General features: G+C 63.8%; 11 protein-coding genes and 2 pseudogenes. 3 read left to right on the plus strand and 10 right to left on the minus strand.

The annotated features are described in order from the left end of the window. From MOV75_RS14365 to MOV75_RS14375, 3 genes and pseudogenes are all read right to left on the minus strand, one after another. Nucleotides 1-213, minus strand: a pseudogene (locus MOV75_RS14365) (serine protease); the annotation flags it as partial. A 92-nt stretch (nt 214-305) separates the two neighbouring features. Further along, complete coding sequence (locus MOV75_RS14370; protein ID WP_246921268.1) at nt 306-755, minus strand: hypothetical protein; 450 nt, start codon at nt 753-755, stop codon at nt 306-308. A 180-nt stretch (nt 756-935) separates the two neighbouring features. Further along, a complete protein-coding gene (locus tag MOV75_RS14375) occupies nt 936-2534 on the minus strand; it encodes a GMC family oxidoreductase (protein ID WP_247006034.1) in 1599 nt (532 codons plus the stop codon). Nucleotides 2535-2734: 200 nt separating this feature from the next. Between MOV75_RS14375 and MOV75_RS14380 the strand changes: the two genes are divergently transcribed. Continuing rightward, complete coding sequence (locus MOV75_RS14380) at nt 2735-3523, plus strand: thermonuclease family protein (protein ID WP_247006035.1); 789 nt, start codon at nt 2735-2737, stop codon at nt 3521-3523. Nucleotides 3524-3743: 220 nt separating this feature from the next. Here MOV75_RS14380 and cyoD read toward each other — a convergent pair whose 3' ends face one another. The 4 genes from cyoD to MOV75_RS14400 are packed head-to-tail and all read right to left on the minus strand — an operon-like array spanning nt 3744 to nt 7591. Continuing rightward, nucleotides 3744-4130: a cytochrome o ubiquinol oxidase subunit IV gene (cyoD, locus tag MOV75_RS14385; RefSeq protein WP_246921275.1), complete on the minus strand. Its 387-nt coding sequence runs from the start codon at nt 4128-4130 to the stop codon at nt 3744-3746. Next, the gene (locus MOV75_RS14390; protein WP_246921277.1) at nt 4127-4768 is read right to left on the minus strand and encodes a cytochrome (ubi)quinol oxidase subunit III; all 642 of its coding nucleotides are present in this window, start codon (nt 4766-4768) and stop codon (nt 4127-4129) included. Before MOV75_RS14390 ends, cyoD begins: the two co-directional genes overlap by 4 nt. Further along, entirely contained in the window at nt 4768-6768 is a 2001-nt protein-coding gene (cyoB, locus tag MOV75_RS14395) for a cytochrome o ubiquinol oxidase subunit I (RefSeq protein WP_247006036.1), read from the minus strand. The genes MOV75_RS14390 and cyoB overlap by 1 nt, the downstream gene beginning before the upstream one ends. Further along, nucleotides 6758-7591 carry a cytochrome ubiquinol oxidase subunit II gene (locus MOV75_RS14400; protein WP_246921281.1) on the minus strand — a complete coding sequence of 278 codons (834 nt, stop codon included), beginning with the start codon at nt 7589-7591 and terminating at the stop codon, nt 6758-6760. Before MOV75_RS14400 ends, cyoB begins: the two co-directional genes overlap by 11 nt. Nucleotides 7592-7845: 254 nt before the next feature. On the opposite strand from MOV75_RS14400, the gene MOV75_RS14405 reads away from it, so the two are divergent. Beyond that, entirely contained in the window at nt 7846-8646 is an 801-nt protein-coding gene (locus tag MOV75_RS14405; RefSeq protein ID WP_247006037.1) for an SDR family NAD(P)-dependent oxidoreductase, read from the plus strand. Nucleotides 8647-8787: 141 nt separating this feature from the next. Here MOV75_RS14405 and MOV75_RS42670 read toward each other — a convergent pair whose 3' ends face one another. Beyond that, entirely contained in the window at nt 8788-8979 is a 192-nt protein-coding gene (locus MOV75_RS42670) for a transposase (RefSeq protein WP_309486942.1), read from the minus strand. 46 nt (nt 8980-9025) lie between these two features. Between MOV75_RS42670 and MOV75_RS42675 the strand changes: the two genes are divergently transcribed. Next, nucleotides 9026-9214: a hypothetical protein gene (locus MOV75_RS42675; protein ID WP_309486943.1), complete on the plus strand. Its 189-nt coding sequence runs from the start codon at nt 9026-9028 to the stop codon at nt 9212-9214. Here the strand turns inward: MOV75_RS42675 and MOV75_RS42680 are convergent. Together MOV75_RS42680 and MOV75_RS14415 are read right to left on the minus strand one after the other, a co-directional pair. Continuing rightward, nucleotides 9158-9349: pseudogene (locus MOV75_RS42680) on the minus strand (transposase); the annotation flags it as partial. The gene MOV75_RS42675 and the pseudogene MOV75_RS42680 sit on opposite strands and share 57 nt — an antisense overlap. A 191-nt stretch (nt 9350-9540) precedes the next feature. Continuing rightward, nucleotides 9541-10709, minus strand: a 1169-nt coding sequence (locus tag MOV75_RS14415; protein WP_247006038.1) for a sorbosone dehydrogenase family protein, incomplete at its 5' end; no start/stop codon positions are given.

Below are 10709 nucleotides of genomic sequence, written 5' to 3' on the forward strand. Positions count from 1 at the left end.
GATCACGATGCCCGAACCGAGCCCGCCGCGCTCGCGGCCGTTCGGCACTTTTGGCCCGGTCTCGACGCGCACGACGGCAGGGCCGACGCGGTCGGTCACGTCGATCACGGCATTGGAATAGGCGTCCAGCAGCGCCCGGTCATCGACCGGAGCAGCCGCCGCCGTTCGCGATGACGGTGCGTCATCGGCGATATCTGAGGTAATATCCAGCATGGCAAGAGTCCTTGAAGGCTCACACAGATGGTGGCCTGTTCCCTGCCGCACAAGGTGCGCGCCCGGAGCGCAGGGCTGGACTACCCAGATGGCTAGGGTGCCCTTCTCAGGCTGACAGGTCTTGCCCTGACCGGATCGAGCAATGACCAGTCGCCGTCCGGAAGCACATGGCCCTTGGGAAACGGCGCGCGCGGCTCAAGTCCGAGCGAGTGCAGCACGCGATCGTCGCGATAATAGCATTGTAGCACGACGCGGGCGAGCGTTGCGGCAGCCGCGCCGCCGTGCTCGCGGAACTCCTGCGCCACCGCATCGCGCCTGGCAGCATCGAGCCCGGCGAGCGGCTGACCTGCCAGCCGCGCCAGATGATCCAGGGCCGCTGTCACCAATTTGGTGTCGCGGCCGAGCGTGGCGAGGATATCGCCCTGGATCGCGGGATCGTCTGCGCCGGGCACCTTGTACTCGTCGCTGGCGGGTACGATCATCGCAGCGACGGTACGGAGGTCATCGCGCTGCCGAGGCGAGAGAGAGAGTTGATCAGGCATTGTATCCTCCGCAGTGACGGTGCGCTCCCTCCCCCGCTTGCGGGGGAGGGTTGGGGAGAGGGTGTCTCCGCAAAGAGGCTCCCCCAGAGGAGAGAGCCCTCACCCGGCACTTCGTGCCGACCTCTCCCGCAAGCGGGAGAGGTGCACCTAGCACGCTGTGAGATTTGCGCATCATCATTCTCAATCGAACAAATTGGCGAGGCGCTGCTTCATCTGGTCGGCGATGTAGAGCGCAAGGGCCTGGATGGTGGAGGTCGGGTTCACCCCGCCCGAGGTGACGAAGATGCTGCCGTCGACGATGAAGAGGTTCTTCACGTCGTGCGTTCGCCCCCATTCGTTGACGACGGAGCGCGCGGGATCGGTGCCCATCCGCGCGGTGCCGAGCAGGTGCCAGCCGCCCCAGGGGATCGGCGAGTTGATGCAGATGTCGGTCGCCCCGGCGGTCTCGAGGACCTCCCGGCCCCGCGCCAGCGCGTGCTCCATCATCTTCCGGCTGTTCTCGCTGATCGTGTAGTTGATCTTCGGCGCGGGAATGCCGTGGCTGTCCTTCAGCACCGGATCGAGCGTGACCTGGTTGTGCTCCTCCGGCAAATCCTCGCAGATTGCAGAGAACCCCAGCCGATGGCCGTTGAGCTTGCGGAAGACGCGGTGATGATCCTCGCCCCAGGGCAGAATGCCCTTCTGCTCGCTGACGACAGCCTCGAACACCGGCCCTGCCCCGCGCACGAACTGGACGCCGTAGCCGCGGACGAAGCCGCGCGAGAGGTCGGTGTCGTACCACTCCTTGCTCCACAAACAGGTCGGCGGCGCGCGGTTGCTATCTGTCGGCTCCTTCACGTAACCGTAGATCTGCGCATAAGGATGGAACATCAGGTTCTTGCCGACGAGGCCTGACGAATTGGCAAGGCCGTTCGGAAAGCGCGAGGACGCCGAGTTCAGCAGCAGTCGCGGCGTGCCGACGCCGTTGCACGCGATGATGACGACATGCGCCGGCTGGAACTGCTCGACGCCGTCCTTGTCGTAATAGACCACGCCCGAAGCCATGCCGTTCTCGTCGGTGGTGATCTCGCGCACCCGGCAATGGGTGCGCAGCTCGACGCCAGCGCGGACCGCATGCGGCCAATAGGTGATGTCGGTGGAAGACTTCGCGCCCTGCGCACAAGCCGGCGTGCAATGGCCGAGATTGATGCAGCGGGCGCGGCCCTCATAGTCCATCGTCGCGACCGTCGTGTCCGACGGCCACCAGTGCCAGCCGAGCTTGTTCATGGCCTTGCCGATGATGGCGCCGGACAATCCGAGCGGCTGCTGCGGCATCGGCGGATGCGTCAGCGGCGAGAGCGGATCGCCTGACAGGCCGGACGTGCCCATCATACGGTCGTTCTCTTCGAAGAACGGGGTCAGCGCGTCGTAGTCGATCGGCCAGTCGTCGGCGACGCCGTCCAGCGTCTTCACCTTGAAATCGGAGGGATGCAGTCGCGGCCAGTGCGCGGTGTACATCACCGTCGAGCCGCCGACCGCGTTGTAGTTGACGACCTTGATCGGCGAATTGTCGTCGTTGACAGGATAGTCCTCGGGCCGGCCGCGAACGTTCGGACTCGACGACCATTCGCCATAGAATTTCGCCTCCCAGTCCCGGCCCGTGCTTGGATATTCCGCCGGGTTCATCCAGCCGCCCTGCTCCAGGCAGAGAATGTGCATCTTGGTCTCGGCCAGCGACCACGCCACCGCGGCGCCCGAAGCGCCGGCGCCGATGATCAGGACGTCCACGGGCTCTTTCATCGCAACCTTTTCCTCCCGCCCTCGCCGCTTTCCGGGCGATTCGGCCTGTACGGTTAGTAAGGCCCGTGGACGATAGGATCAGAGCGGGCGGGGAGTAAAGCCGCGAGGCCGGAATGTCGCACTTCGCAGGGTGCAGACCATTGGTATCGCCACGTCCGGATGCTAGGAACAGGCGCCCGAGCCATCGATAGCGAGACCGTATGTCCTTCCGAAATGTCTTTGCCGCCGCCCGCGCTTTTGCGCTCGTTGGGTTTTTCGCCCTCCCCGGATTCCTGGCGTCCTCCGAGCCGGCTTCCGCGCTGACCGCCGCCGCGACGGTCCGCGACGGCAATTCCATCCAGCTTGGCGACGCCACCTATCGGCTCGACGGCGTCGACGCGCCCGAACTGGACCAAGTCTGTATCGACGATCACGCCGATCCCTGGACCTGCGGCATCGAGGCTCGCGACCAGCTGACCAAGCTGATCGGCAAGCGGACTGTGCGCTGTGACGATGTCGGGCCGGAGAAGAGTTTCGGCAAGCGGCACCGGGCGATCTGCACGGCCGAGGGCGACAAATCGACTTTGAACGAACAGCTGGTCAAGCTCGGCTTTGCTGTCGCGCGGGAGCCGATCAAAGCGAACGTCAAGCCGGCCGCGACCGAAGCCAAGACAGCCGCCGTCGGCATCTGGAAAGGCTGCTTTGTTGCACCGCAGGACTTCCGCGCCGGCAAGAAGGACGGCGCATTGCTGGGCGCTGCCTGCCGCCAGGACCGCGACAAGGAAATCCGCACCGTGCTGTTCCCGGAAGAGCTGACGATGCCGCCGAGCTGCAGCATCAAGGGCAAGCTTGCGGTACGCGCGCGCGTCACCGGCAATATCGGCATCTATCATCTGCGGGGCTGCCCAAGCTACCCGGCAACCACCAAGCCGGACCGCTGGTTCTGCTCGGAGGACGACGCCCAGGCCGCCGGCTTCCGCAAGGCCTATAATTGCCGCCGGCCAAAGTGAAAAAATCGCTCACGCACCCCTGAGTGGTAGTCCGGGACCGTATTGATCCGGATTTGAACTTCATCGGGAGTTGCCGCATTTGTATGCGGACGCAAGCGCTTGCGCGTGCGTTTCCTTGGCGGCAATCCGGCTCCGGCCCGATCGCCTTGCTCGGGCGTTTCCTCCCTAGACTTGGGCCGCTTGTCATCACAAGCGGCTCTTCTTTTTGGGGCGGGTTCTATCACTGCATCCGCATGATGTGGTCCATCGGCGGCATGTTGGCGTTCAGATGCGCCATGATCCAGACCGTCCCGCCGACCACGAGGAAGACCACCAGCAGCCCGAAGGCGAGCGCCAGCACGTTGTTGGTGTTGTCCGGGCCGGTGGTGATGTGCAGGAAGAACACCAGATGCACGCCCATCTGCGCGATCGCGAGCACGATCAGCGCGACCGGGATGGACGGTTGCCAGACCAGATCGGTGCCGGCGATGAAGAACGACGTCGCCGTGAGCAGCAGCGCCAGGACAAGGCCGACGACGTAGCCGACGATGCGGGTGCCGACACTGTGTTGCTCTTCGTCACCTGGCGCGAGATCGTGCCCGGCGGGCATATGCGTCTGATCGCTCATGCGGCACTCCCCAGCAGGTAGACGACGGAGAACACTGCGACCCAGATGATGTCGAGCGCATGCCAGAACAGCGCAAAGCACATCATCCGCCGCAATATGTCGGCACGGAAGCCCTTGGCGAACACCTGGGCCATCATGGTGAGCAGCCACAACACGCCGGCGGAGACATGCAGGCCGTGGCAGCCGACCAGCGAGAAGAATGCGGTCAGGAACGCGCTGCGGGACGGGCCATAGCCGCGCGCGACGAGATCGGCGAATTCGCGGAACTCGAGAACGAGGAATATCAGCCCGAGCACGCAGGTCACGCTCATGCCGAGATAGAACCAGAACCGGTTGCGCACATCGGCCGCGATGCTGGCCATGCCGCAGGTGAAGCTCGACAAGAGCAGGCAGACCGTCTCGATCGCGACGTTCTTCTGCTCGAAAATCTCCGAGCCTTTGGGGCCGTCCGCGGTCTGGCCGGACAGCACCGCGTAGGCTGCAAAGAAGCAGGAGAACATCACGATGTCGGAGAGCAGGAAAATCCAGAAGCCGTAGGCGGTCACGATCCGCTTCGACGCGGGTCCGGGATGCTCGATCACGACGCCGATGTGATGAGGATCGGCGTGCGCGTGGCCGGCTGTCGCGGTCATCGTCATCAGACGGTCCCCGCCATGCTGACAAGGCTGCGCCGCTCCTCAATATTGACGCGGTCTATCGTCGCGACCTCCTCGGCCGGGATGACGTATTCGTCGTGGTCCCGCCAGGCGAACACGACGAAGGTCGCCCACGCGCCCAAGCCGCCCAGAATCACCATCCACCAGATGTGCCAGATCAGCGCGAAGCCCATGATGGTGGCGAAGAACGCGCAGACGAAGCCGGTCGGGGAATTCCGGGGCATCTCGATGTCCTGATATTCCGGCCCGTCGCGTTCGAGCGATTGCTGCTGGGCGTGAGCCTTCATGTGCCAATAAGCGTCCTCGCCGCGCACATCCGGATTGAAGGCGAAATTGAACACGGGCGGCGGCGACGAGGTCGCCCATTCCAGCGAGCGGCCATCCCAGGGATCGCCAGTGCGGTCGCGCAGAGCCTCGCGATTGCGAATGCTGACCACGAGCTGCACGATCTGGCAGATCACGCCGATCGTCAGCACGGCCATGCCAGCGGCTGCTACGATCATCCAGGGCCGCCACGCCGCGACGTCATAGTGCTGCATCCGCCGCGTCATGCCGAGCATGCCGGCGATATAGAGCGGGATGAAGGTGATGAAGAAGCCAAGGAAGGTGAACCAGAACCCGGCCTTGCCCCAGCGCTCGTCGAGACGGAAGCCGAACGCCTTCGGAAACCAATATTCGAAGCCGGCGAAGGCGCCGAACAGCACGCCGCCGATGATGACATTGTGGAAATGCGCCACCAGGAACATGCTGTTGTGAAGCATGAAATCAGCCGGCGGCACGGCGAGCAGGACGCCCGTCAGACCGCCGATGATGAATGTCACCATGAAGCCGACCGACCACAGCATCGGCGTCGCGAAACGGATGCGGCCGCCATACATCGTGAACAGCCAATTGTAGATCTTCACGCCTGTCGGTATCGCGATGATCATGCTGGCGATGCCGAAGATGGCGTTCACGTCGGGGCCCGCACCCATCGTGAAGAAATGGTGCAGCCAGACCATGAAGGAGACGACGCAGATTGCCATGGTCGCGAGCACCATCGAACGATAGCCGAACAACGCCTTGCCGGAGAAGGTCGAGACCACCTCGGAGAAGATACCGAATGCCGGCAGCACCAGGATGTAAACCTCGGGATGGCCCCAGGCCCAGATCAAATTCATGAACATCATGACGTTGCCGCCAGCCTCGTTGGTGAAGAAGTGGAAGCCGAGGTAACGGTCGAGCAAGAGCATCGCGAGCGTGGCGGTGAGGATCGGGAAGGCCGCAACGATGAGGAGGTTCGAGGCCAGCGTGGTCCAGCAGAACATCGGCATGCGCAGATAGTTCATGCCTTTGGTGCGCAGCTTCAGCACGGTGGTGACCAGGTTGATGCCGGCCACCAGCGTGCCAACGCCGGATATCTGCAACGACCAGGCGTAGTAATCGACGCCGACCCCCGGTGAATAGGACAGTCCCGACAGCGGCGGAAAGGCGAGCCAGCCGGTGCGCGCGAATTCGCCGATGACGAGCGAGAGATTGACCAGCAGCGCGCCGGTCGCGGTCAGCCAGAACCCGACCGAATTGAGCGTCGGGAACGCGACGTCGCGCACGCCGAGCTGGAGCGGCACGACGAGGTTCATCAGCCCGATTACGAAGGGCATCGCCACGAAGAAGATCATGATGGTGCCGTGCGCCGAGAAGATCTGGTTGTAGTGCTCCGGCGGCAGATAGCCCTGCGACTGATAGGCGATGGCCTGCTGGATGCGCATCATGATGGCGTCGCTGCCGCCGCGCAGCAGCATGACCGAAGCCAGCAGGATGTACATGACGCCGATCCGCTTGTGATCGACGCTGGTGATCCATTCGTGCCAGAGATAGGGCAGATGTCCCTTCACCACGACCCAGACCAGCACCGCGAGGATCGCGATCAGCACCACTGCGCCCGCAATCAGTGGAATCGGCTGGTCGAACGGGATGGCCGACCAATCGAGCTTACCGAGCATCATGGCCTCCACTGTGCGGCCGGCCCGCTTCGGATGCGAGCTCCGGTCCTGGACCTGGCGGAATGTGCTGGGTCGCGATCAGGTCGAACAGGCGCGGGTCTTCGAGACGATAGGTCGGCCTGCCCTTCTCGATGCCCTGCTGCATCAGCTTCTTGTAGCTGTCCTCATTCAGCACGGCATCGGCCTTCGCCGTCGTCGCCACCCATTCCGGAAAGGCGAGCGGCGAGATCACGTTGACGTCGAACATCATGTCCGGAAACCCGTCGCCGGAGAAATGCGCCGACAGTCCCTGCAGCTTGCCTTCATTGTCGGCGCGCAGGTTCAGCTTCGTCACCATGCCGTTCATGGTGTAGATCATGCTGCCGAGTTGCGGGATGAAGAACGTGTTCATCACGCTCGATGACGTCAGCTGGAAATTCAGCTCGGCGCCGGCAGGCACCGTCAGCGTGTTGACTGTTGCAATGCGCTGATCCGGATAGATGAACAGCCATTTCCAGTCGAGCGAGACGGCCTGGATGCGGACCGGGCTGCCGGTGCCCGGCACGGGTGCTGCGGGATCGAGCTGATGCGAGCCGATCCAGGCGACACCGCCGAGCAGGATGACGGTGAGCGCCGGAATGGCCCACACCACCATCTCGACCCGGCCGGAATAGACGAAGTCCGGCTGAAACCGCGCGCGCGGATTAGAGGCGCGAAACCAGAACGCAAAGGCCAGGATCGCGACAATGGTCGGCACCACGATCACGAGCATGATGAAGACGGAATCGACCAGGATGGTGCTGTTGGCCGCAGCCACGGGCCCTTGTGGATCGAGCAGATTCATCGGCAAGCCACTGGCGGTTGGGAAGCCCCGGGACAGAGCCTAGCGCGGGAAGGGCTCCGCAACAAACGCGGCGACCTCGGAACGGTTCCGATACGCAAGGGGCAGCCATGGGCGATCGGCCGGCCGCAACATGCAATTCCATGTGATGTCAATGACATGAACGCAGGAGCCGCGCCCTTCTCTCCGCGCGGGGCCGTTGCTAATCTGCACGAAAATAAGGGGATGACCAGGACTCGGGTCGGGGAGTGAATGAGATGCGCTTGAAGGACAAGGTTGCGATCGTCGTCGGCGCCGGCCAGAGCCCCGGCGAAGGCATGGGCAACGGCCGCGCCACTGCGCTGACCTTCGCGCGCGAGGGCGCGAAGGTCTTGTGCGTCGACCATCATCTGGAGTCGGCGCAGGAAACGGTTGCGATGATCGCCGCGGAACACGGCACCGCAACGGCCTTCAAGGCCGACGTGACCAAGGCTGCCGACATCAAGGCGATGGTGGCGGATGCACAATCGCGCTGGGGCCGGGTCGACGTGCTGCACAACAATGTCGGCGTCAGTCTTGCCGGCGGCGATGCCGAATTGCTGCAATTGACCGAAGAGGCGTTCGACCGCGTCGTCGCGATCAATTTGAAGAGCTGCATCCTCGCCGCGAAAGAAGTGATCCCGATCATGCGCGCGCAGCGAAGCGGCGCCATCATCAACATCTCATCGATCGCGGCGATCACGACCTACCCTTATGTTGCCTACAAGGCGACGAAATCGGCGATGATCGCCTTCACTGAACAGCTCGCCTACCAGAACGCCGAATACGGCATCCGCGCCAACGTCATCCTGCCCGGCCTGATGAACACGCCGATGGCCGTCGATACCCGTGCCCGCGAATGGCAAAAGACCCGCGCCGAGGTCGAAGCCGAACGCGACAGCAAGGTGCCGCTGCGAAAGAAAATGGGCACCGGATGGGACGTCGCCAACGCCGCGCTGTTCCTGGCATCGGATGAAGCGGGCTTCATCACCGGCGTGACGCTGCCGGTGGACGGCGGCGCGAGCGTGAGACGGGGGTGAACGGAGGCGAAAGACGCTGCCCTTCCCTTCTTCCCCTGTGGGCCTGTTGCGCCACTCTTTTGATGCCTCGACAGTCACAGGGAGAGCCGGTTGTCGGGATAGTGAGCCGACAAGGGGTGGTTGGTGCCCTCGGCGGACGGCTCAAGCCGCGATCGCGGCCCACCGTCTCATGTTGAATGCGATGGAGGCGAGCAGGATCTGCCCGCTTGCCTTGACGAGGCCGACATAGCGGATGCAGGTCAGCCGCATGCGCCGTTTGAGAGTGGCGAAGGTGGTCTCCACCTGTGCTCGTCGTCGTGCCGCTTTTGCCTTGCCGCCTGGTGAACCGGGCATCGGGATCGTTCGACGCTCGTTCCTCCGTCGGCGGCCCTGACACCGCTTGGATCAAGGTTGCGTCCAGCTTCGTGCCGCGCTTGAGGATGACGCCGGCATTCTCAAGCTGACGATCGAGTTCACCAAACAGCTTCTCCAGCAGGCCTTGCTCAACAAGCTGGTTCCGGAAGCGGTTCAGGACCGTGTGATCAGGCGTTGCATCCTCAAGACTGAGACCCACGAAGCGCTTGAATGACAGACGATCCCCCAAGGCCTCCTCGAGCTCGCGCTCCGAAAGACCATAGAGCGATTGCAGCAGGAGTGCACGGAACAGCACCAGCACCGGATAGCCCGGCCGGCCAGGGCTTCCTTCATCCCGCAAATGCGCCATCAGCTTCTCGAAGCGATATCATTTGACCAAGCCGGCCAGCCGCTCCAACGCCGCATTGGCACCGGCCCCCTTCGGTAACCATGCCTCAATAACTCGGCTGCTTCACCGCCATCGTGATCCCCCAAGGTTCGCCCTAGGGAATCACAATCGGCGAACAACGCAACCGGCCCACAAGGGGAGAGGGTTCATGGTCACTGCCGCGTGCTCGTCACCCGCCAGATCGTGCCGTTGCCGTCTTCCGAGACCAGCAGCGATCCGTCCTTCGCAACCGCTACGCCCACCGGCCTGCCCCACACCTCCGTGTCGCTCACGACAAACCCCGTGACGAAATCCTCATACTCGCCCGTCGGCTTGCCGTCCTTCATCTTGATGCGGATCACCTTGTAGCCGGTGCGCTTCGACCGGTTCCACGAGCCGTGCTCGGCGGCGAAAGCGTCGCCCTTGTACTCGGACGGAAACTGCGTGCCTTGATAGAAGGTCATGCCGAGCGACGCCGAATGCGGCTGAATCAGCACATCGGGCACCGTCACCTTGTCCCTGAGGTCCTGCCGCGCGCCGGCGTGGCGCGGATCCTCGTTGTTACCGATATAGAACCATGGCCAACCGTAGAAGCCGCCCTCCTTCACGGAGGTCACGTAATCGGGCACCAGATCGTCGCCGAGGCCGTCGCGTTCGTTGGTCGAGCACCAGGGCAGTCCGGTCTGCGGCTGCATCGCAAGGCCGACACAGTTACGGATGCCGGTGGCGTAGATCTTGCGCTCCTTGCCGTCAGGATTGAAGGCCAGCACCGCGGCGCGCTCAGTCTCGCTGGCCCAGGCCGCGCCGAGCGGTTGCGCTTTCGACCACGCCTCCATTCCGCCCGGCGGCGTACCCATGCCTTCCGCGACGTTGCTGAGCGAGCCGACCGACACCAACATGCGCTTGTTGTCAGGTGTGAAGACGATGTCGCGGGTGGAATGGCCGCCATCATGCGGCAGGCTCGCCACGATGGTCTCGGCCTTGCCGCGCGCCTTGAGATCGCCGGCCTGATAGGGAAAGCGAACGACGCCGTCGGTGTTGGCGACATAGACCCATTGCGGGTTGTCGCCATTGGGAAAGAAGGCGATGCCGAATGGCTGCCTCAACCCGGTCGCAAACACCTCGTTGGTCGCGACCTTGCCGCTCTCTCCAGTGCGAAGCACGCGGATGGTGCCCGCCCGCGTCTCCGCGACGAACACATCGCCGTTCGGCGCCACCCTGATGATGCGCGGCGCGCGCAGGCCCTCGGCGAACAGCTCGATCTTGAATCCTGCCGGCACCTGAAGCTCCGCGTCCGACGGACGCGGCACCACGCGCGACGAGCTCGCCACCGACCGCGTCG

This window comes from Bradyrhizobium sp. PRIMUS42 (assembly GCF_023006515.1).
Lineage (GTDB): Bacteria > Pseudomonadota > Alphaproteobacteria > Rhizobiales > Xanthobacteraceae > Bradyrhizobium.

What these genes read in the sequence shown, in the direction of transcription:
- MOV75_RS42670 (WP_309486942.1), bottom strand. Translation starts at nt 8,979, where the DNA reads ATGCCCGGTTCACCAGGCGGCAAGGCAAAAGCGGCACGACGACGAGCA.
- MOV75_RS14370 (WP_246921268.1), bottom strand. Translation starts at nt 755, where the DNA reads ATGCCTGATCAACTCTCTCTCTCGCCTCGGCAGCGCGATGACCTCCGT.
- cyoD (WP_246921275.1), bottom strand. Translation starts at nt 4,130, where the DNA reads ATGAGCGATCAGACGCATATGCCCGCCGGGCACGATCTCGCGCCAGGT.
- MOV75_RS14390 (WP_246921277.1), bottom strand. Translation starts at nt 4,768, where the DNA reads ATGACGATGACCGCGACAGCCGGCCACGCGCACGCCGATCCTCATCAC.
- cyoB (WP_247006036.1), bottom strand. Translation starts at nt 6,768, where the DNA reads ATGCTCGGTAAGCTCGATTGGTCGGCCATCCCGTTCGACCAGCCGATT.
- MOV75_RS14380 (WP_247006035.1), top strand. Translation starts at nt 2,735, where the DNA reads ATGTCCTTCCGAAATGTCTTTGCCGCCGCCCGCGCTTTTGCGCTCGTT.
- MOV75_RS14400 (WP_246921281.1), bottom strand. Translation starts at nt 7,591, where the DNA reads ATGAATCTGCTCGATCCACAAGGGCCCGTGGCTGCGGCCAACAGCACC.
- MOV75_RS14375 (WP_247006034.1), bottom strand. Translation starts at nt 2,534, where the DNA reads ATGAAAGAGCCCGTGGACGTCCTGATCATCGGCGCCGGCGCTTCGGGC.
- MOV75_RS14405 (WP_247006037.1), top strand. Translation starts at nt 7,846, where the DNA reads ATGCGCTTGAAGGACAAGGTTGCGATCGTCGTCGGCGCCGGCCAGAGC.